Annotated in this window: 23 protein-coding genes; 4 read left to right on the top strand and 19 right to left on the bottom strand. The window is 25.1% G+C overall.

What is annotated here, in order from left to right; all coding sequences use genetic code 11:
• Positions 1-6 precede the first annotated feature (6 nt).
• The 10 genes from lexA to DR020_RS10840 form a co-directional block, all read right to left on the bottom strand.
• Complete coding sequence (gene lexA, locus DR020_RS10885) at positions 7-633, bottom strand: transcriptional repressor LexA (protein WP_235865695.1); 627 nt, start codon at positions 631-633, stop codon at positions 7-9.
• A 58-nt stretch (positions 634-691) separates the two neighbouring features.
• On the bottom strand, positions 692-1,582 hold the full coding sequence (locus tag DR020_RS10880; protein ID WP_112365952.1) for a hypothetical protein: 891 nt from the start codon (positions 1,580-1,582) through the stop codon (positions 692-694).
• Positions 1,583-1,750: 168 nt separating this feature from the next.
• Positions 1,751-2,305, bottom strand: coding sequence for a nitroreductase family protein (locus DR020_RS10875; RefSeq protein ID WP_055257500.1), 555 nt, complete (start codon positions 2,303-2,305; stop codon positions 1,751-1,753).
• 81 nt (positions 2,306-2,386) lie between these two features.
• Entirely contained in the window at positions 2,387-3,667 is a 1,281-nt protein-coding gene (locus DR020_RS10870) for a methionine gamma-lyase family protein (protein WP_112365951.1), read from the bottom strand.
• Positions 3,668-3,770: 103 nt separating this feature from the next.
• Positions 3,771-4,001: an RNA chaperone Hfq gene (gene hfq / locus DR020_RS10865; RefSeq protein WP_055257504.1), complete on the bottom strand. Its 231-nt coding sequence runs from the start codon at positions 3,999-4,001 to the stop codon at positions 3,771-3,773.
• A 44-nt stretch (positions 4,002-4,045) separates the two neighbouring features.
• Positions 4,046-4,990, bottom strand: coding sequence for a tRNA (adenosine(37)-N6)-dimethylallyltransferase MiaA (gene miaA / locus DR020_RS10860; RefSeq protein ID WP_055257506.1), 945 nt, complete (start codon positions 4,988-4,990; stop codon positions 4,046-4,048).
• A 14-nt stretch (positions 4,991-5,004) separates the two neighbouring features.
• Positions 5,005-6,993, bottom strand: a complete 1,989-nt coding sequence (gene mutL / locus DR020_RS10855; protein WP_112365950.1) for a DNA mismatch repair endonuclease MutL — start codon at positions 6,991-6,993, stop codon at positions 5,005-5,007.
• A 17-nt stretch (positions 6,994-7,010) separates the two neighbouring features.
• Positions 7,011-9,716, bottom strand: coding sequence for a DNA mismatch repair protein MutS (gene mutS, locus DR020_RS10850; RefSeq protein WP_112365949.1), 2,706 nt, complete (start codon positions 9,714-9,716; stop codon positions 7,011-7,013).
• A 196-nt stretch (positions 9,717-9,912) separates the two neighbouring features.
• Positions 9,913-10,248: a YnfA family protein gene (locus tag DR020_RS10845; protein WP_055257511.1), complete on the bottom strand. Its 336-nt coding sequence runs from the start codon at positions 10,246-10,248 to the stop codon at positions 9,913-9,915.
• A gap of 118 nt (positions 10,249-10,366) precedes the next feature.
• Positions 10,367-10,552 carry a DUF4177 domain-containing protein gene (locus tag DR020_RS10840; RefSeq protein WP_112365948.1) on the bottom strand — a complete coding sequence of 62 codons (186 nt, stop codon included), beginning with the start codon at positions 10,550-10,552 and terminating at the stop codon, positions 10,367-10,369.
• Between the two features lie 199 nt (positions 10,553-10,751).
• Between DR020_RS10840 and DR020_RS10835 the strand changes: the two genes are divergently transcribed.
• Positions 10,752-11,216, top strand: a complete 465-nt coding sequence (locus DR020_RS10835) for a GreA/GreB family elongation factor (protein ID WP_055257515.1) — start codon at positions 10,752-10,754, stop codon at positions 11,214-11,216.
• 110 nt (positions 11,217-11,326) lie between these two features.
• A complete protein-coding gene (gene pnuC / locus DR020_RS10830) occupies positions 11,327-12,136 on the top strand; it encodes a nicotinamide riboside transporter PnuC (RefSeq protein WP_055257517.1) in 810 nt (269 codons plus the stop codon).
• A 52-nt stretch (positions 12,137-12,188) separates the two neighbouring features.
• Here pnuC and DR020_RS10825 read toward each other — a convergent pair whose 3' ends face one another.
• From DR020_RS10825 to DR020_RS10810, 3 genes are all read right to left on the bottom strand, one after another.
• Positions 12,189-13,073 carry a metallophosphoesterase gene (locus DR020_RS10825; protein WP_055257519.1) on the bottom strand — a complete coding sequence of 295 codons (885 nt, stop codon included), beginning with the start codon at positions 13,071-13,073 and terminating at the stop codon, positions 12,189-12,191.
• 149 nt (positions 13,074-13,222) lie between these two features.
• Positions 13,223-13,696, bottom strand: a complete 474-nt coding sequence (locus DR020_RS10820) for a methylated-DNA--[protein]-cysteine S-methyltransferase (RefSeq protein WP_055257521.1) — start codon at positions 13,694-13,696, stop codon at positions 13,223-13,225.
• A 456-nt stretch (positions 13,697-14,152) separates the two neighbouring features.
• The gene (locus tag DR020_RS10810; protein WP_055257525.1) at positions 14,153-14,719 is read right to left on the bottom strand and encodes a PH domain-containing protein; all 567 of its coding nucleotides are present in this window, start codon (positions 14,717-14,719) and stop codon (positions 14,153-14,155) included.
• Positions 14,720-14,936: 217 nt separating this feature from the next.
• Here DR020_RS10810 and DR020_RS10805 point away from each other — a divergent pair, with 217 nt between their 5' ends.
• Positions 14,937-15,503: an NUDIX hydrolase gene (locus tag DR020_RS10805; protein ID WP_112365947.1), complete on the top strand. Its 567-nt coding sequence runs from the start codon at positions 14,937-14,939 to the stop codon at positions 15,501-15,503.
• A 54-nt stretch (positions 15,504-15,557) separates the two neighbouring features.
• Here the strand turns inward: DR020_RS10805 and DR020_RS10800 are convergent, their stop codons facing one another.
• Positions 15,558-16,721 (bottom strand): class I SAM-dependent methyltransferase, encoded by a 1,164-nt coding sequence (locus tag DR020_RS10800; protein ID WP_055257529.1) that lies wholly within the window; start codon positions 16,719-16,721, stop codon positions 15,558-15,560.
• Positions 16,722-17,045: 324 nt separating this feature from the next.
• On the opposite strand from DR020_RS10800, the gene DR020_RS10795 reads away from it, so the two are divergent.
• Positions 17,046-18,173 carry an SLC13 family permease gene (locus DR020_RS10795; protein WP_055257531.1) on the top strand — a complete coding sequence of 376 codons (1,128 nt, stop codon included), beginning with the start codon at positions 17,046-17,048 and terminating at the stop codon, positions 18,171-18,173.
• Positions 18,174-18,321: 148 nt separating this feature from the next.
• Here DR020_RS10795 and DR020_RS12280 read toward each other — a convergent pair whose 3' ends face one another.
• The 5 genes from DR020_RS12280 to DR020_RS10775 form a co-directional block, all read right to left on the bottom strand.
• Entirely contained in the window at positions 18,322-18,471 is a 150-nt protein-coding gene (locus DR020_RS12280) for a hypothetical protein (protein ID WP_156304285.1), read from the bottom strand.
• A gap of 15 nt (positions 18,472-18,486) precedes the next feature.
• Positions 18,487-18,762, bottom strand: a complete 276-nt coding sequence (locus DR020_RS10790) for a hypothetical protein (protein WP_112365946.1) — start codon at positions 18,760-18,762, stop codon at positions 18,487-18,489.
• Between the two features lie 85 nt (positions 18,763-18,847).
• Positions 18,848-19,447 carry an SdpI family protein gene (locus DR020_RS10785; RefSeq protein WP_112365945.1) on the bottom strand — a complete coding sequence of 200 codons (600 nt, stop codon included), beginning with the start codon at positions 19,445-19,447 and terminating at the stop codon, positions 18,848-18,850.
• A complete protein-coding gene (locus tag DR020_RS10780; protein ID WP_055257536.1) occupies positions 19,444-19,719 on the bottom strand; it encodes an autorepressor SdpR family transcription factor in 276 nt (91 codons plus the stop codon). Before DR020_RS10780 ends, DR020_RS10785 begins: the two co-directional genes overlap by 4 nt.
• A 172-nt stretch (positions 19,720-19,891) precedes the next feature.
• Positions 19,892-20,395, bottom strand: a complete 504-nt coding sequence (locus DR020_RS10775) for a GNAT family N-acetyltransferase (protein WP_112365944.1) — start codon at positions 20,393-20,395, stop codon at positions 19,892-19,894.
• Positions 20,396-20,486 lie beyond the last annotated feature (91 nt).

The raw sequence follows: 20,486 nt of genomic DNA, 5'->3' as shown, positions 1-20,486 counted from the left end.
TTTAAATTAAAACGTCCTAAATATGCCAACTAAAACTCCTAAAATAGAACAATCTTTAACTATTATAGGTTCCATTGAATTATTTTCTGGTTGAAGTCTTATATGATTCTTCTCTTTATAAAAAGTTTTAAGCGTAGCTTCATCATTTATAAGCGCCACAACAATTTTTCCATTATCTGCAAAATTACATTGCTCAATTATTGCTAAATCTCCATCATTTATTCCAGCATTTATCATACTGTGTCCTTGAACCTTTAATGCAAAAAGATTATTATCATGTTTTATGGAATTTAGTGAAATCTCAAAGGAGCCATCTATATTTTCAGTAGCCAAGATAGGCATACCTGCTGTTATATTTCCTACTATAGGTATTTTTAAAGTATTTATTGCATTATTATTTAATGATATTTCATTAATAACAATAGCTCTAGGTTTTGTTGAATCTCTATATATAAGACCCTTTTTTTCTAAACGCTTCAAATGCCCATGAACTGTGGATGTTGATTTTAAAGAAACTGCTTTACAGATTTCTCTCACAGATGGTGGGTATCCATTTGTTTTAGTAAATTCTAAAAGAAAATCATAAACTTCTTTTTGCTTTTCGTTAAGCTCCATCACTAATTTCACCTCCATTTTTTCCTTAATCTATAAGTATTTTAACACAGCGTAGTAAATGTGGCAAACTTACGTTCTATTTGGCAAGATTTTTAAGTTGTAATTCTAAAATACGCTTTTCTTCCTCTAAGATTTTTAAATTTAAAGCAAATGATTTTTTCTCAAGTTCTAATTCTTTATTAAAAGACTCTGTTAATTTTTTAGTTTCCTTTTCTATAATCTTATTATATTTCTTTTCTAAAATTTCTATCTCGTTAGAATGCTCATTTTTAATAGCTGAAGCAAGCTCTTTATAAGCTAAAACCTCTTTTTTTAGTTCATCTACTCTATTTTTTAAAAATTCAACTTCTCTATTTATGATTTCAATTTCTAAAGCTTTGTTCTTACTTTCATTAATTTTTCTGTTTAATTCTTCTTTTAAGGAATAATTTTCTTTCTTTAAATCTTCATTTTCAATTTTAAATTTTTTATATTCCTTAAGTTTTTCTATTTCACGTCTATTACTTTCTAATGTATCATGATTCCTAGCCACTAATTGGGAAAGAGTTGATTTATCTTTTTCTAACTCCCCCTTAAAAAAAGTTAATTCTTTATTAGAAGTTTCAAGAAATTTTGTTTTTTCCAAAAGTTGTTTTTCTCTATTTTGAAGTCCCTCTATAGTTTTATTCTTTATATTAAGCTGCTTTATGTATTCATCCTTAAATCTAACTTCAGCATCTTTACTCATTTGAAGAGAAGTCAAAAACAATTGATTTATTTTATTTAAATAATCTTGAAATGATTCAATCTCAAGCTTTCTTTCAACTAAAGAAGCCTTTGAATTTTCAAGTTCGTAAAGATTTATAAGTGCTTCTAAACACTGTCCTTGACCTTTAAACTCACTAGAAGCTATATTTTTAAATTTTTCAAAAGTTTCTTCATCAACTCTAAAAGATTTTATTTTAAGTTCTTTATTTTTACTCTCCATACTTCTCCTATATGTATTACTTTATGTAATACCAAGTTTGTAATACTTATAAATAAAAGTATACATTATAATTTGTTATATTACAACATCTAATTTTATTTATACAATTTATAATAAAAAAATCGAATACTAAGTTAATCTTAATATCCGATATTGTTTAATTATATTTTATCTATCTACAAAACGCATTATTTCATCTATATCTTTTCTTGGTGTTGGAGATGGATGTCCATCTTCATATCCATATACAATAAGTGCAGCTACTGTTTCTTCTTGAGGTAAATTTATAATTTTAGAAATTGATTTTTCATCAATAACACCCATAATACACGTTCCTATACCTTTTGCATGAGCTGCTAAACAAAATGTTTGACATGCTATACCAGCATCAAACACTTCCCAAACATTTGCTTTTGATGTTGCATAATCATCCTTTTCCAAATCTAATTTTCCACTCTTGCCTTTAACAAAACTAAGAATTGCAACACCCTTGGCATTTTTTAAAGTATCAATATTATAAACAAATCCATTAACACCTTCAGTTGCAAGCTTTTTAATAATTTCTTCATCATCAACTAACGTATATCTTGCTATTTGATAATTTACCCATGATGGTGCCCATCTGCTAATATCTACAATTTCCCTCATAATTTCTCTATCTACTTTTTTATCTTTGAATTTACGAATACTTCTTCTTTCTTTAATCATTTCAATTGCGTCCATTTTTTAACCTCTTTTCTTTCAGCTTTTATATTTATTTTTAGCTATTTCATTATTCATATATTTTATACTGTTGTAAAAATATTATTTATATATGTTATTTAAAGCAACTAAAACTCCTATTTTTGCATGATCAAAAGTAAGTCCCCCTTGAAGATATGCAATATAAGGTGGTCTAATTGGGGCATCAGCTGAAAGTTCTATTGAAGAACCTTGAATAAATGCACCTGCTGCCATTATTACCTTATCATTATATCCTGGCATATCCCATGGTTCACACTCAACGAATGAATCTATTGGAGAGGCTTTTTGTATACCCTTACAAAATTTTATAAGTTTCTCCTCATCATTAAATTTAATAGCTTGGATTATATCACTTCTCTTTTCATTATATTTAGGTAATACTTCAAATCCTAAAAGTTCCATAACTCTCGCACAAAATACTGCACCTTTAACAGCCTCAATAGCTATGTGAGGAGCTAAGAATAATCCTTGAAACATTTGTCTCATAACTCCAAATGTTGAACCACATTCTCCACCTATTCCTGGTATAGTTAATCTATATGATGCTTGATCTACATACTTAGCTTTTCCAACTATATATCCACCAGTTGGAGCAATACCTCCACCTATATTTTTAATTAAAGAACCTGCCATAAGGTCAGCACCTACATCTGTTGGCTCTTTAGTATCTATAAGTTCACCATAGCAGTTATCAACAAAAACTATGACATCATCTCTTATGGATTTTACCTCTTTTATAGCTTCTCCAAGTTCATCAACTAAAAATGAATTTCTCCAACCATATCCTGTTGATCTTTGCATATGAACAAGTTTTATAGATTTATCTTCTTTAAGAATCTCTTTAACTTTTTCAATATCTATTTTTCCATTAAGTAAGTCTACTTGCTTATAATTGACTCCATATTCCCTTAAAGAACCTATACTTTCATCACAGTTTATTCCTATTATATTGTGAAGTGTATCATAAGGAGTTCCTGTTATAGTTAACATTGTATCATTAGGTCTTAGATTTCCCATAAGAGCTGCCCCAATTGCATGAGTACCATTTACAAAGTGAGGTCTAACTAAAGCTTTTTCACAATTAAACACTTTTGCGTAAACTAAGTCTAAAGAATCACGTCCTATATCTCCATATCCATAGCCAGATGAGTTTGTAAAATGACTATCTGATATCCTTTCTTCTTGGAAAGCTCTTAAAATTTTAACTTGATTAAATTCACGTATCTTATCATACATCTTAAATTCTTCTTCTACATCTTTAATAGCTTTTTCATAAATATTTAAAGTTTCATCACTAAATCTATAAGTTTTTTTTAAAAGTTCTATAGTTTCTTTTAGCATATTTTTTTTTAATCCTCCGAGTAGTTTTATTATTCTTATATTATCATAGGCAAAAAAATTAGGCAAATTATAAAAATAATTTGCCTATTACTGTTATTAACTATTATTGTTCATTATTAAATAGTATTTGTTTAGCTGGTGATATAGTGCTTATTGCATGTTTATAAACTAATTGTTGTCTTCCTTCACTATCTAAAACAACCGTAAAACTATCAAATCCCTTTACATAACCTTTCAGTTGAACACCATTTACTAAAAATATAGAAACATGTATTTTATCTTTTCTAGCATTGTTTAAGAAAATATCTTGTAAATTGTTTACTGCTTTATTCATGAAATATAACCTCCAACTAATAATGTGTTATAACTATTATAAACCTAAGATTTTTTTATGTCACCAATAATTTTAGTAATTATTTCTTTATCATCCATAAAATCATCCTTATTTATAAAAATAGCCCTTGGATCTTTTCTAAACCATGTTAATTGTCTTTTAGCATAATTTCTACTTCCTTGTTTAATCATTTCTACAGCTTCTTCAAATGATATTTTATCATCTAAATAATATAATAGTTCCTTATAACCAATGCCTTTCATAGATTGCATATCTGCTATAAGTCCCATATTTTTCAAAGATTTTACTTCTTCTAAAAGACCTTTTTCAAGCATCATATCAACTCTCTTGTTTATTCTACAATAAAGTTTTTCTCTATCCATATTAAGAACATAATAATATATATTATACGGACTTTCATAAATATTATTCTGGTCTTCTTTAAAAGAACTAAATGGCTTATTCGTTATTTTATAAACTTCTAAAGCTCTTATAACTCTTTTTAAATTATTAAAATGGATTGAGTTAAAACTTTCTATATCAATATCATAAAGCATGTTATGAACATACTGATTTCCCTTTTCTTTAGCTAAATTATAAAGATATTCTCGATATTTTTCATCTTTTGAACTTTCTGTGAAATTCATATTGCATATTAAAGAATTTATATAAAGACCTGTACCTCCAACTAATATTGGTAACTTGCCTCTTGATTGGATATCCTCTATTTTTGCTTTTGCTAAATCCTTAAACTCAGATACACTAAATTCCTCTTTAGGTTCTAAAAAATCTATTAGATAGTGAGGAATTCCTTGCATTTCTTCTTTTGTTATTTTAGCAGAACCAATGTCCATATATTTGTAAATTTGCATTGAATCTGTTGAAATTATCTCTCCATTTAATTCCTTTGCTAGAGAAACTGATATGTCACTTTTTCCAACAGATGTAGGACCTGCAATTATTAAAAGATTGTTATTTTTTATAGTCATTTTTAAGTTTCTCCTTACAGTATTCTTTTAAATTTTTTATCCAAATCGTAACTTGTAAATTTTATAATGGTGGGTCTTCCATGAGGACAGTTAAATGGATCATCTAAATATCGTAAATCATCTATAAGTTTTTCCATTTCTAATACATTTAAGACATCATTTGCTTTAACAGCCGCTTTGCATGCAAGTGATGCTATTTTGTTAAATTTAACTTCAGTTGTCTTCCCTGAACCTAAATTTCTTAAATTATTAATTATAGATAAAAATAATTCTTTTGCATTTAATTTTCCTAGAAAATATGGAACTTCACTAATTCTTACTGAATCATCACCAAATTCCTCTGCCTTAAAACCTGCTTCTTTGAAGACTTCTTTATTTTCAATAAAATATGCAAAATCATCTAATGTAAGTTCTAAAAGTATTGGAAGTACCAATGGCTGAATTTCCACCTTAGCTTCTTCAATACTTTTCTTATATTTTTCAAAATAAACTTTTTCATGAGCTGCATGTTGGTCTATTAAGTACATAACCGAATCATATTCTGCTATTATATAAGTTTTATTAAATTGTCCTATTACTTTAAGTTTTGGAAATTTTGCTTTTTTAGTGAATATTGTATTTTGTTTTGATTCTTTGAGTTCATAGCTATCTCTAGATTTTGTATCATAAATTATGTTTTCCTTATCCTTATTAGTATCATATAAACTAATAGGTGAACATTCTTCCAAAGCATTATCAGTTAAAATAACATTTTCTAAATTTTCTTTTATTATATTTGAATTTTCAATGTTCTTTTCTAAATTTTGCTCATCACTAAAATAATCATCTTTTTTTACTGAATTATAATAACTTAAATCATTTGGTTGTTTATTTGTTTTTTCATAATTCGATTTTGAGATAATTTCTTTTAATGAATTTAATTTATCTATTTCACTATCTAAAGATAATTGGTTTACTTCAAACTTATTTATTTTAAAAGGTGTTTCTTCCTCTTCAACATTAAATTCACCTTCTATACTTTTTCTTAAAGCTGTATGTATAGCATCAAACACAGTCTTAAAAACAAATCTTTCATCTTTAAAACGTATTTCCGATTTTGTAGGGTGAATATTTACATCAATAAGTTCTGGATAAATTTCTATAAACATTATATAAAAAGGAAACTTATTTGTTACATTAAAGGATTTAAAGGCATTTTCAACAGCCACATTTATTGCTTTATTTTTAATATATCTTTTATTTACAAACATTATTTCATTATTTCTAGAACCTCTAGCTAAAGTTTCATTTCCTATATATCCATAGACTGATATTGTATCTTTGTGTTCTTCAAAATATGTTATATTTTCTGATGTTTTTTTATCATAAACACTCCTTATAGTATCTAACAAGTTACCATTTCCGTAAGTATTTACTGACTTTTTGTTGTTATTGAATAATTTAAAAGAAACATCTGGATTTGCTAAGGCTAATTTATTTACTAAATCTACAATTAAACTTCCCTCTCTTGTAGTTGTTTTTAAAAATTTCAATCTAGCTGGAATATTAAAAAATAAATCTCGAACTTCCATTTGCGTTCCTTTTGAAATTGGGGAATCTAAAAAACTAACTTCCTCTCCTGTGTTTAAAATCAACTCTTTTCCAATACTACATTCTTTGTACTTACTCTTTATATTAACTTTAGAGACAGAAGCAATACTTGGTAATGCTTCACCTCTAAATCCTAATGTATTTATAGAAAATATATCATCAACACAACTTATCTTGCTTGTTCCATGAGGTGTAAAAGCTTTTTTTAAATCTTCTATATGAATACCATATCCATCATCAATAACTCTTATAAGTTTTTGTCCACCTTCTTGTATTTCAATTGTTATATTTTTAGCCTCTGCATCTAATGAATTTTCTACAAGCTCCTTAACAACAGATACAGGTCTTTCAACAACTTCTCCTGCAGCAATTTTATTTGAGGTTTGTGCATCTAAAATATTTATTCTTGCCAAAATTTAAAACCTCCTTTTTAAATAAGTTTTTTAGCTTCCTTTATAAAATTATACAGTTTATTCATAGCTTCCATAGGATTTAAACTTAAAACATCAGTATCTGCAATTTCATTTAAAAAGCTATCTTTTGCAATAGAATTAAAATCTAATTGAAGTCCACCATCTATAAAATTGTCTTTTCTTTTTTTATGTTTTATTTCATGTTCTTTAACATCTGATTGTTGTTTATCATATAAAATAGAATCCTTCTCGCAAGAAACCTCTTTACTAATCTTATCTTCTATAATATCTGTTTTTAAATTATTTTTAGGAGAATTTGCTTCTAATGTTTTTAAAATCTCTTTTGCTCTATCTATAACAACATTTGGTATTCCAGCAAGTTTTGCAACTTCTATACCATAAGATTCATCAGCTCCGCCTGCAACTATCTTTCTTAAAAATATTATGGAATTTTCAACTTCTTTTACTTGAACTGAGTAGTTTTTAACACCACTTATTTTTCCCTCAAGGCTTGTAAGTTCATGATAGTGAGTTGCAAAAAGTGTTTTACATTTTAAATCATTATTTGAACATATATACTCTATAACAGACCATGCTATACTAAGCCCGTCATAAGTACTAGTACCTCGCCCTACTTCATCTAATAAAACTAAGCTGTTTCTTGTAGCATTTTTTAAAATATTAGAAACCTCCCACATCTCAACCATAAATGTACTTTTTCCACCTGCTAAATCATCAGATGCACCTATTCTTGTAAATATCTTATCAACAATACTTATATTACAACTAGAAGCTGGTACAAAACTTCCTATTTGACACATTAAAGTTATTATGGCAACTTGACGCATATAAGTTGATTTTCCCGCCATATTAGGTCCTGTTATTATTAAAAGTTGTTCATCATCTCTATTTATGAATGTATCATTTGAAACAAATTCGCCTTTTTCGATTACATTTTCAACAACAGGATGTCTTCCATCTTTAATTTCGATAAAACCTTTATCATTAAGATTTGGTTTAATATATCCATTTTCTAAAGCGACATACGCCAAATTACTTATACAATCTAAATTTGCTATAGTTTTAGCAGTTAATTTCAATCTATCTATTTGCTCTTCAACTCGATTTCTTATATCAACAAAAACATCATATTCAATAGAAACCAATTTTTCACTAGCACCTAATATTTTTTCTTCCATTTCTTTTAATTCTTGTGTTATATATCTCTCAGCATTAGATAATGTTTGTTTTCTTATATATCTCCCCTCAGGAATTAGATTGAAATTCGCTTTTGATATTTCTATATAATATCCAAATACTTTATTATAACCAACTTTTAAAGACTTTATACCCGTAACTTCTCTTTCATTAGCCTCCAAAGTTGATATCCAATTTTTCCCATTAGTTTTAGCCTCTCTAAGTTCATCTATAATTTCATTAAATCCATCCTTTATGATATCTCCATCTTTAATAGTTAAAGGAGGTTCATTTGAAATTGATTCCTCTAAAAGAGAGTAAATATCTCGAAGCTCATCTAAACTATTGTAATATTCATTTAAAAGCTTAGAATTAGTATCTTTTAAAATTGACTTAATATTTGGTATTTTTTCAATGGATGATTTTAAAACAATCAAGTCTTTAGCATTCACATTTTTATTTGAAATTTTTCCTAATATTCTTTCTATATCATAAATATCATCTAAAGCTTCCCTTAAATTATCATTTAAATAAATATTGCTAAAAAGTTCATAAACTCCGTCTAATCTCTCTTGAATTTTTTCTTTGTTTATAAGTGGTTCTTCAATCCATCTTCTTAAATTTCTACTACCCATAGATGTCTTTGTTTTATCTAAAACCCATAAAAGAGAACCTTTTTTAGTATTTTCTCTTAAATTTTCTGTAAGTTCTAAATTACGCCTAGTATTTAAATCTATAGTCATATAATCTTTAATATTATAAACTGTTATTTTATTTATGTTACTTAAACTTATCTTTTGAGTATCTAAAATATACTTAACAAGTGCTAAAGATGCTTTATAGGTAAGAGGGGTTAACTTATCTTTGTCTTCTTTAAATTGCATATCCAAAATAGAATTTTCATCATCTTTAAAATATGTTATCCCCTTTTTAGTAACTAAAGCTGGAACAGTAAATTTTATATCACGAATTAATTCTTCTTTTAAAGTTTCACAAATTATTATTTCTTTAGGAGTAAATTTAGATATCTCATCTAAAATTAGAGAATCACTAGTTAAAAAAGTTTCTGTAGTTAAAAATTCCCCTGTTGAAATATCAGTGACTGCTATTGAAAAATTATTATTTTCTTCATCTAAATATATAGACATTATATAATTATTTTTACTATCATCAATAAAAGAATCATCTATATAAGTTCCTGGCGTTATAATCTTTATAACATCTCTTTTAACTATTCCCTTAACACTTTTAGGATCCTCTACTTGTTCACAAATTGCAACCTTATATCCCTTAGAAATTAATCTTCCTATATAAGAATTAGCTGCATGAAATGGAATCCCACACATAGGAGCCCTGTTTTCTAACCCACAATCTCTACCTGTTAAAACAAGTTCTAATTCTCTTGATGCAATTTCTGCATCTTCAAAAAACATTTCATAAAAATCTCCAAGTCTAAAAAATAAGATACAATCTTTATAGTTTTCCTTTATCTCAAAATATTGCTTCATCATTGGAGTTAAACCCAATTTAAACCACCATCCTTATATATAAACAGCCTACGCTAAGCTTTTAAAATTCTACTATTTAAAAATTATACTACATTTACAGTTTAATAAAAAGTCATAGCGTTTAATGTATTTTTTATCTTTTTATTTTTACTAAAAAAACAAACACACTTAAGACTATGTAAGTGTGTTCTTTATATAAAAAATAATCTATAAATTATCCTCTAGGTGCATACATTATAATAGCACTTCCAATCAAAGCAATTATTCCACCTAATATATCAAATTTGTCAGGAACTATTTTTTCAACCTTCCATCCCCATAAAATTGAAAGTACAATAAAAATTCCTCCATAGGCTGCATAAATCTTCCCAAAACTATCCGTTTTAGGTTGAAATGTTGGTATTATTCCGTACAATATTAAAATAATCCCTCCCAAGATTGCAAACCAAAATGTTTTACCTTCTCTAAGCCAAAGCCAAATAAGATATCCACCTCCTATCTCAAATATTCCAGCTATTATAAAATAAATAATAGACTTTATAATTCCCATATGTACTACTCCTTAAAATTTTATTAGATCAATATAAAGTGTAAAATATATGTACTTTAAAATCAAATATAAGATTTTAATTTTTAACTAGTGTTATTTTTTAACACTAGTATGTTTCCTAATCAATTGTTTTTTCAAAAATCAAATCAAATTTCGTTGGTGAGCCAAATGTCGGGTCAAATTTTGTGGGTATTGCACTTATAAATCTCCACTCTTCTTTACTATAAGATTCTATAATTTCTCTATGATTAGCTTGTTTTATCATATTTTTACTGTTAGCTTCAACACAAAGGTACTTATACATTTTAAAAACCCCCCTAATTTTAAAATATAAATTATACTACTTTAAACAATCTTATTTACAATTATTATAACAACAATATATATATTTATTGTAAATTTTCAATTAATTTACCATTAACATTTTTTTAAATAAAATTTTTTATCACCACATTATTTAATGATATAATATAAAATAATGTATATTAATGGAGGTAAATTTCATGAATAAAAAATTAACAGAAGAAAACTTAAAAAAATTAAGAGATGAATTAGATTACAGAATGACAGTAAAGAGAGCTGAAATAGCAAAAGAAAAATTAATTGCAGCAGCTCACGGTGACAGGTCAGAAAATGCTGAATATAAGGCGGCTTGTGAAAATTATAGAGAAAATGATAACAGAATTCAGTACCTATTAAACATGATTTCAACTGCAATTATAGTTGATGATAATAGTTTAGATAAATCCTTTTTAGGCATAAACGGAAAAGCTAGAATTAAATTTATAGAAGATGATTTTGAAGATACCATCACTCTTGTAACTACCTTAGATGTAGATCTTGAAAACATGTGTATAAGTGTTGAATCTGATTTAGGTAAAGCTTTAAGTGGTAAGAAAGTTGGAGATATAGTTGAAGTTGATGCTCCAGGTGAAAAATATACTGTTGAAATCTTAGAAATACTATAATTTTTCACAGTAGTGTACTAATAAAAAATTATAAATATTTACTTATATCCTCGTTAGTGATAAGATATATGTAAAGACATATATCTTATCACTAACGAGAGGAAACACAAATGAAATTTTTTAAAAACTTTTCACCATTTCAAAAAATATTTTTTTTATTTTTTTATATTTGCAGTATAATAACTTTTTTTCTTCCTGCCTTTATTCCAGGAGGTAATTTATCTAGCGTAATAACTATTATAGGACTAATAGGTTTAGTTTGTACTCTCTCTGGAGTTCTTGTATCCATATATACCGCTAAAGCTCACATTATAGGATATATTTGGTGGATGATAAATGCTGTAACAACAGGGATTATTGGTCTTTATAATGATTTATATGGACAATTTATATTAAATATATTTATAACATTACCTCTTCTTATCTATGGGTTCATAGCTTGGAAAAAAAATATGGCTTTAAACAAATCTAAAGATATTATCATTAGAAAATTCAATTTAAAACAACTAATAATTGCACTTATATGTTCTATTATTATATGGATTGTTTACGGATTGTTTTTAACTTTTCTTCCTCAAATAGCTTATAACATATTTAATATACATATTTCAAAAGACCCTCAAATAATACTAGATTCATTTACATGTGTAATGACAATAATGGCTACATATTTAACAGGAAAAAGATTTATTGAGCAATGGATTTTCTGGATTGTATTTAATTCAATTTCTATAATAATGTTTATAATACAAAGTATTGGAGTTAGTATAACTAATCCTTCAATGTTGGTAGCAGATTTTTCTGATATACTATCTCTTCTTCAATACATTATTGGAGTAACTTATGGATATATTTTATGGAGAAAAATGATGAAAAAAGAACATGAATTAGATCATTGTGTAAATAAAACTACTACATAACAAATAAAAAAATAGTTACTATACAAATTAATTATAGTAACTATTTTTTTATTTAATTTGACAAAATTGTTAAAATCATTTCTGGTCCATTAAGTATTCTAACTGGCATACTTGAATTTCCAAGTCCTCTATTAACTATCATTATAGAATTATTTTTTATATAAAATCCTTCTTTGTATTTAGGTAAAAAGGAAATTTCAGGAGACAATAATCCTCCTACAAATGGTAATCTGATAGCTCCACCATGAACATGTCCAGAAAATATCAAATCGCTTCCCCAATTCGCATAAGCTTCAAAATTAAGCGGATTATGTGCTAAAAGAACATTAAATTCTTTCAAATTAGGTTTTCCTATAAGATTTTCTATAAACTCACTTTTAAGTTCAATCTTTTCATCTCTATCACTATTAAATCTTCTTCTATAAAACATCATAGGAAGAGTTAAACCATAAATATTAATTTTTTCATTACCTCTGTCTATTGATACCATTTCATTATCTAACAAACAAACACCTAAATTTTTTATTTTTTTTAAATAATCTTCAATCCATATTCTATCTGATAATTTAGATACTCTAAGAATGGTTTCATGATTTCCCAAAGAATAATATATCGGATATTTATTAACTAATTCATTACATAATTTATAAAATGATTCATTTACATCTAAACTTGTACTAAACATATCTCCAGTTGCAATTATTATATCAGGATTAATTTTATTAATTTTTTTTATAAGTCTAATATTGTTGTTTCCAAATTCTTTACAATGCAAATCAGATAATTGAAGTATTTTAAAATTCACAAAATTTTTCGGAACTTTATTTGATTTTACAACTATTTCACTTACCGATATTTGATAATTATCATAAGCTATGTACGTAGCAAGACCTAATGTTAACATACTAGTAAGCATTGAATAATTTTTAAGCTTCATATAAACTACATCCTCTCTATAATTATTCTATGATTAATCTTACTATATTATATTTTAAGACAAATTTCTATATTTAATTAATGTTAATTTTATTAAATATATATTTATTTAACCATTAATATTCAAGAAAGAAAAGATACACTTTCATTTTATTTATTTTTTCTCTCTAGTTCTAAAAGTTTTATCTTTATATCTAATCCTCCAGCATAACCAATTAATTTCCCATTACTTCCTATAACTCTGTGACATGGAATAAATATTGGCAATGGATTTTTATTATTCGCATTTCCAATTGCCCTTGAGGCGTTCTCATTTCCTATATTTTGTGCAATATCTTTATAACTACAAGTTTTTGCATAAGGAATATTTAAAAGAGCCTTCCATACTTTATTTTGAAAGCTAGTTCCATTTAATCTTAAGGCTAAATCAAATTTTTTTCGCTTTCCCTCAAAATATTCTTCTAATTGTTTTTTAGCCTTTTTTAATAATGGCGTTTCAAATTCTTGAATATCCTTAATATTTGTAATTTCTTGTTCTTTAAAACACAATTTTATAATAGCATTTTCCTCTTCTACTATTATAAGATTTCCAATAGGTGATTTATAATAAATCATATTTTTCATAATTAATTGCTCCTATAATTAAAATTTATTCAATAATAAATAAAAGAACTATACCAAAAGGATTAAAGCAATTTTAATCAAAATGCATTTATATTGTATAGTTCTAAACTTATGTATATTATATTTTTTATATTTATGTTTTATTTAAGTAAGAAATTTCCCATGAAAAACTGTATTATATATAAATAGTCCAAAAAATACAATTGCTAAACATATATAAAATACTATTAATATTTTTCTAACTGTTTTTCTGGTATCTACTCTTCTATTTAGAATAAGTAAGATAATCATCATTATACAAAATAAACATATTGCTAAATACCAAAGTCCCATTTGTTTTTTCCTTTCTTTATTATCACTGCTACAATTAACGTAAATATTCCAAATACCTACTATAATATTATATAATTAATCTTTATAAATTCAATGTAATTATATAAATCTGTCTATTTTATATTAATAATGTAATTGAGCCAAAAGTTCTAATTTCTGTTTTTCAAATTCATCTTCACTTAAAGCCTTCATTTCATAAAGTTCATTTAATGCTCTTAGTTTTACAGCTACTACCTTTTCATTTTCTGTAAGTTCATTACTAACATTATTCTTATTTTTTATTTCTAATATAATTCTACTGATTTTACCATAAATATTATTGGCCTCTGGCTTTGAAATAGCGATTTTTAATTTTTCATTAAAAGCTTCTATTGTTATTACACCATATATAAGTCCTATTTTAAGTGTAATATTGCTTAAATCTTCATATTTAAGTTCCTCAATCACTTTACTAACTAAATTTTTATGAGCCATAATTATTCTTTCATTCGTTAAAGCATATGTAAATCCACTATCATAATTTTTTAAGGGTTTATAATCATGAATTCCCATAAATGTAATTAATACATTTTCATTTTTATGCAACTGTTTTTCAATTATAGAAAAATTTTTTATTGCATTTGTTTTACTAATTCCACTTGAGAATCTATTATCTACACAATATTTATACATTTCTTCGGCTGTTTTCATTTCGTCCTCCAAATAAATTTTTTAATTATAGTCAATACTTTTGAAACTTTTTATTATAATTATACTACCGATTTTATAAAAAACCATTACATATATATATTAATCACAATAAATTCTCTTTGTTTAATCATATAACCTAATATTATTGAAACCATCTGTATAATTTTATAAAATATCTATAATTAATAAATAATTTTATATTTAAGGAGAATAAATAATGGATAATGCTTTTATTGAAGATATAAAAAATTATAAACCTTATAATATACAAGAAAAAAATGATAAAGAACTTATATTATTAGCTGTTAATAATTTTAATAATTTATTCATTAGAGAAAACCCCATACTGCATTTTACTTCATCTGGATATATAATTAACAAGACTCGTGATAAGGTCTTAATGATATATCATAAAATTTATAATTCTTGGGCATGGACAGGAGGTCACAATGATGGCGATACTAATTTTTTAAGAGTAGCTATAAAAGAAGCTCAAGAAGAAACAGGATTAAAAAACATAAACGTAATTTCTGATGATATATTTTCCATAGATGTATTAACTGTAAATGGTCATATAAAGAAAAATAAATTTGTCTCAGCACATCTTCATTTAAATATAACTTATCTTTTAGAAGCCTGTGAAAATGATGAACTTATCATAAATAAAGAAGAAACAAAAGGAGTTAAATGGATTCCCATTGCAGAACTTGACAAGTATTGTAGCGAAAAGCATATGATTGATAATGTCTATAGCAAACTTAATGATAAAATAAATAAACTTTAACAATATAAATGATATGATATAGGTAGAAGAGGAAGCATAAATTAGCTTCCTTATTTAAATTAATCCATCATCTTGCAATAAATTAAATAATGTCGGACTTAAATTAAAATTCTCCATTAATGATTTTACTTCATCTAAAGCTTTTTCTCTTTTTTCTTTCGATATTTTCGCCTTTGATGCTCTTATTAAAATATTTTTAGGTGAATGAGAAATATCAATAAATTCTAAAAGTTGAGTTTTATATCCTAGAACTTCTAAAAGATTAGCTCTAACTGAATCTGTCATAAGAGCAGCTACTCTCTCTTGTACTATTCCATATTTAGTTAATATAGATAATTTATCACTCTTTATTTGTTTATTAAATTCATGTTGGCAACAAGGAACTGAGAATATCATTTTAGTATCCCATTTAATAGCATTATATAAAGCATAATCTGTCGCTGTATCACAAGCATGAAGTGTTATGACCATATCAACTTTGTTATTAAATTTAAAACCATTTATATCTCCAAGCTCAAAATGAAGATTATTATAGTTATATCTCTTAGCTATCTCATTACATTTTTTAATAACATCTTCCTTAAGATCTAGTCCAATTATTTTAACATCTATATTTTTTATCTTAGTAAAATAATAATAAACTATAAAGGTTAAATAAGATTTACCACAACCAAAATCTAAAATTGTAAGTTTTTTTAAATCTTTATTTTTAACCTCATCATCTATAATTTCTATAAATCTATTTATCTGTTTGTATTTATCATATTTACTATTAATAACCTTTCCATCTTTAGTGAAAATACCTAAATCTATAAGCGGTTCTATAATCATTCCTTCCTTAAGAATATAATTTTTCTCCTTATTATGAGACTTTTTAACCAAAGATTTATTATCTGATTTTTTCTTATTTAAAAGAATTTTTCCTTTTTTAGATATCTTAATATCAAAAGTAAAATCTTCAGTCCAAACCCCTGCTTGTTTATAGTTTTCTTCTAAATAGAATAAAACTTGTTCTTTTAATTCATTAAATGTTATATTTTCATGAAAAACTTGTTTATCAGTATATTTTTCTATCTGATAAAATTCACCTTTTAAATTTTCCTTAAGAGAAAATTTTATTTTATTGTATTTAAAATCTTTATTTTTTTTATTACTTAAAACTATTTTTATAACTTTTGAAGAAGTTATTTCATCTATTATATTTTTTAATTCTTTCATTTATCTTTATCACCTTATCATTTATATTTTAACTATATTTATAATACATTAAATTATAAAAATAAACAAAACATCTTTATAAAATACCTTAAATGTTTTATCTAAACAAATGTAATATTAATATTACGCATTGTTAAATTTTTTTAACATTTATCTATTATAACGTTTTCAAAACCCTAAATGTTAACACAATATTTAAAATTATTCCAAAAAATACTTATTAGGCTATAAATACATTTTATAGTTATTGATATGATTATTTTCTTAGGTTAAAATTAACTTGTCAGTTTTATTAAAAGATTTTTTAATTAAGGGAGAAAATAAATGGATTCGAAAAGTTTAGATAAACAGAAACTTAAGGAATTTTGTAAACATGAAATTGTATTAATAGTATCAGTAGTACTAGCTATAGCTTCTTCATTTATAAACGGACCAAATTTTGGTTCTATTAGCTATAAAGATTTAATGTTGTTATTTGATCTTATGATTGTTGTTACAGCGTTAAAAGAGTTTAAGGTATTAGATTACATAGGAACAAAACTTCTACATAAGGATAATAGTTCAAGAAGAATTTATATTATAATGGTAACTTTAACATTCTTCAGTTCAATGCTTATTACTGATGATGTTGCTTTAATTACCTTTGTTCCACTTGCTTTAGTATTAGCTAAAAAAGCTAATTTTAATCCAGTAAAATTAGTAGTATTTCAAACAATGGCTGCAATTTTAGGATGTGCACTAACACCTATGGGAAGTTCGCAAAACCTTTACATTTTTACACATTTTGATTTGACTTCTGGAGAATTTTTTGCGGTTACACTACCAATGGCAATAGTAGCATTTATATTTTTGTTAGTTTTAGTATTGGTTCAAAAGAATAAAAAGTTAGATGTGGCTATTGAAGAAATTCATATAAAACATAAAAAGCTTACTATTTTATATTTTGTTTTATTTTTAGTTGTATTAGCTTCAGTATTTAAATTACTTAATTACGAATATGCTTTTATAATAATATTAGTAGTTACATTTTTTGTTAATAAAAAATTATTTAAGAGAGTTGATTATTCTTTACTAATAACATTTACTGGATTCTTTATATTTATAGGAAATGTTTCAGCAATACCTGCTGTTAAAACTTTAGTATCTGGGCTTTTAACAGATCCAATACATACATATTTTATATCACTAATACTTAGCCAATTTATTAGTAATGTTCCAGTTACACTACTTCTTTCACCATTTACACATGATTTTAAATCTATAGTATTAGGTGTAAATGCAGGAGGATTATTCTCATTAATAGGTTCTATGGCTAGTATAATTTCTTATAAATTTGTTATATCAGAAACAAAGACAAGTCCTATAACTTATATAAAAAAGTTTGCTTTTTATAGCTTAATTGCATTTTGTGTAATAATTCCAACAGCTATGGTTCTGATTATCTTTTTTTAGAATTTAAATATATAAAGAATGTGAATAGGAAGAAAATAAAATCTTTTCTTCCTATTTTTATAGTTTTTATTTACGAGTATTTTAAATAAAATACTAAATACAAAAACAAACCCAATAATTAAATTACTTAATTATTGGGTTTAAATTTTTAATTTAATATATTTTCATTATAATACTTTCTATTTAAAACAATTTTATTAGTATCTTTATTTAAAAACATAAATATTATTATCCCTAAAGAAAAAAATATAGTTAAACAAATACATATTAAAAGAGCTTTTTCTGTTTTATTTTTCATAACTTCCCCTTATAATTATATAATAATCAACATTAAAATTATATTTAATATTAAATTTAAAAGTATCCCAAATAAAACATAGTTCTTTTCTTTTTTCTGTTCATTGCTTATTTTATTTAAATTTTCTTCTATTTTTGAAATTCTATCACTTATTTCATCTATGTTTTCTAAAACTTCTATATTATTTCTTCTCTTTGTTTCTTTAGTATTAATTTCTAATATTTTATAATAATCTGATCCCATTATTTCTTTTTCTAATTCTAATAAATAATCTTCTGATGTTAAAGCCATTATATCATCTCCCAGTTTATTAATTCCCTTTATTTACCATTATACATAATTATATAATCATCTACAATAAAATATTAAAATATTTCTAATTTGCAAATTTTTTCATCTTTTTATAATAAAAATATCCAGAATATACACTAGGTATAATAATTAATAAACATGTTGTTAATGTAATGACCTGATTCATATTAAAATAAATTGATCCTATAATAGCAATTATTCCACTTGGAAAAGATACATATCCTAAAATTTTATGGGCTACTCTCCAAGTTTCCTCATCTCTTATAGTCCAAGGAAGCCTAAATCCTAAATATCTGTTAAAAGGAATTTTAGGAGCTAAATTTCCAAAAACTAAAATATATAATCCAACAACTACTCCAACTATTATATCAAGTTTCTTTTGAGGTATGGATTTAATAGGATTTAAAGTTATAATTAAAGCTACTAATGTTATTATACCTATATTAAATCTAGTAATTAATTTAATTGTAGCTACTTTAGGATTACTTTTAGAAAGTTTAAAAATTTTTTCAGTATTAATATCAAAAATAAATAATATCAAAATGGCTATGAAACCTACTATACAAGAAATTTTATTGCTATCTTGTATAGTTAATCCAAGAATAAACATAAAAGCTGAAAGCACTCCGAATATAATCCTTATTACTAAATCGAATTTTCTCATACATCATCCCCCTTACCTTTTGAAAATATATCAAGAAATCCTCCTAAAACTTGTTGTATTACAGATGTGTTAATTGAATAAATTATAAATTGTCCCTTTTTTTCCGCCGTTATAAGTTTAGCATTCTTTAATATATCTAAATGTTTTGATATTGCAGGTTTTGACATATTAAAATTATTTGCTATATCTCCCATAGACATATCACCCTTACTTAAAATCTTAAGAATTTCTCGTCTAGTTTCATCACTTAATGCCTTAAAAACTTTATTCATATCCTGCTGTCCTCTCTTTATATAAATATTTAACTAATTAGTTAAATATTTATATTTATTATATTATATATTTGTAAAAAAATCAATTATTTTACATTATATATTAACAATTAAATTTTTTTATCTTATTAATTTTTAAATTAAAATATATAATTAAAAATAGTTAACATTATCAAAATTTTTCATTAATAAAACTGTATATATACGAATCATTATATTTTCCATGATGAAACCTATATTTTCTAAGAATACCCTCTTTCAAAAATCCTGCCTTTTCAAGTATTTTTTGAGCAGCTATATTCTTCACATCTGTATCAGCTTCTACCCTTACAATTGGATAATTGCTAAATAAATATTTAATTATCATTTTCAAAATAGTAGTTCCTTTTCCTCTATTACAACTATTAGGAGTCAATACCATTCCTATCTTAACAATCCCCTCTCTGTAAAAACTAAGATATACTAGTCCTATTTTATGCTCTTCTTCTTTAATCATTAACACTTGAAACTCATCTGAACAAAATCCACTTTTATTATAATCTTGCTCTAATTCATTTAATGATTGGAATTTAAATTCTTGAAAGTCCCCCCTTATTTCTTGTGAGTTCCATCTGTAAATAGTTTTTAAATCATCTCTTTCAATTGTTCTTATACTTATATTTCCTTCCATAATCATACACATAACCCTCTTTCTATTTATTATTCTAACATACATATTCAAAATTTATTTATATAGAAAATATATAAGTTTTTCAATATTTTCTCCT

The organism is Sarcina ventriculi, from assembly GCF_900456775.1.
Taxonomy (GTDB): domain Bacteria; phylum Bacillota; class Clostridia; order Clostridiales; family Clostridiaceae; genus Sarcina; species Sarcina ventriculi.
The sequence above is the reverse complement of the archived record's forward strand: the minus strand, read 5'-3'. Positions and strand labels throughout refer to the sequence as shown.

What these genes read in the sequence shown, in the direction of transcription:
- lexA (WP_235865695.1), bottom strand. Translation starts at nt 633, where the DNA reads ATGGAGGTGAAATTAGTGATGGAGCTTAACGAAAAGCAAAAAGAAGTT.
- DR020_RS10880 (WP_112365952.1), bottom strand. Translation starts at nt 1,582, where the DNA reads ATGGAGAGTAAAAATAAAGAACTTAAAATAAAATCTTTTAGAGTTGAT.
- DR020_RS10875 (WP_055257500.1), bottom strand. Translation starts at nt 2,305, where the DNA reads ATGGACGCAATTGAAATGATTAAAGAAAGAAGAAGTATTCGTAAATTC.
- DR020_RS10870 (WP_112365951.1), bottom strand. Translation starts at nt 3,667, where the DNA reads ATGCTAAAAGAAACTATAGAACTTTTAAAAAAAACTTATAGATTTAGT.
- hfq (WP_055257504.1), bottom strand. Translation starts at nt 4,001, where the DNA reads ATGAATAAAGCAGTAAACAATTTACAAGATATTTTCTTAAACAATGCT.
- miaA (WP_055257506.1), bottom strand. Translation starts at nt 4,990, where the DNA reads ATGACTATAAAAAATAACAATCTTTTAATAATTGCAGGTCCTACATCT.
- DR020_RS10845 (WP_055257511.1), bottom strand. Translation starts at nt 10,248, where the DNA reads ATGGGAATTATAAAGTCTATTATTTATTTTATAATAGCTGGAATATTT.
- DR020_RS10840 (WP_112365948.1), bottom strand. Translation starts at nt 10,552, where the DNA reads ATGTATAAGTACCTTTGTGTTGAAGCTAACAGTAAAAATATGATAAAA.
- DR020_RS10835 (WP_055257515.1), top strand. Translation starts at nt 10,752, where the DNA reads ATGAATAAAAAATTAACAGAAGAAAACTTAAAAAAATTAAGAGATGAA.
- pnuC (WP_055257517.1), top strand. Translation starts at nt 11,327, where the DNA reads ATGAAATTTTTTAAAAACTTTTCACCATTTCAAAAAATATTTTTTTTA.
- DR020_RS10825 (WP_055257519.1), bottom strand. Translation starts at nt 13,073, where the DNA reads ATGAAGCTTAAAAATTATTCAATGCTTACTAGTATGTTAACATTAGGT.
- DR020_RS10820 (WP_055257521.1), bottom strand. Translation starts at nt 13,696, where the DNA reads ATGAAAAATATGATTTATTATAAATCACCTATTGGAAATCTTATAATA.
- DR020_RS10810 (WP_055257525.1), bottom strand. Translation starts at nt 14,719, where the DNA reads ATGAAAACAGCCGAAGAAATGTATAAATATTGTGTAGATAATAGATTC.
- DR020_RS10805 (WP_112365947.1), top strand. Translation starts at nt 14,937, where the DNA reads ATGGATAATGCTTTTATTGAAGATATAAAAAATTATAAACCTTATAAT.
- DR020_RS10800 (WP_055257529.1), bottom strand. Translation starts at nt 16,721, where the DNA reads ATGAAAGAATTAAAAAATATAATAGATGAAATAACTTCTTCAAAAGTT.
- DR020_RS10795 (WP_055257531.1), top strand. Translation starts at nt 17,046, where the DNA reads ATGGATTCGAAAAGTTTAGATAAACAGAAACTTAAGGAATTTTGTAAA.
- DR020_RS12280 (WP_156304285.1), bottom strand. Translation starts at nt 18,471, where the DNA reads ATGAAAAATAAAACAGAAAAAGCTCTTTTAATATGTATTTGTTTAACT.
- DR020_RS10790 (WP_112365946.1), bottom strand. Translation starts at nt 18,762, where the DNA reads ATGGCTTTAACATCAGAAGATTATTTATTAGAATTAGAAAAAGAAATA.
- DR020_RS10785 (WP_112365945.1), bottom strand. Translation starts at nt 19,447, where the DNA reads ATGAGAAAATTCGATTTAGTAATAAGGATTATATTCGGAGTGCTTTCA.
- DR020_RS10780 (WP_055257536.1), bottom strand. Translation starts at nt 19,719, where the DNA reads ATGAATAAAGTTTTTAAGGCATTAAGTGATGAAACTAGACGAGAAATT.
- DR020_RS10775 (WP_112365944.1), bottom strand. Translation starts at nt 20,395, where the DNA reads ATGATTATGGAAGGAAATATAAGTATAAGAACAATTGAAAGAGATGAT.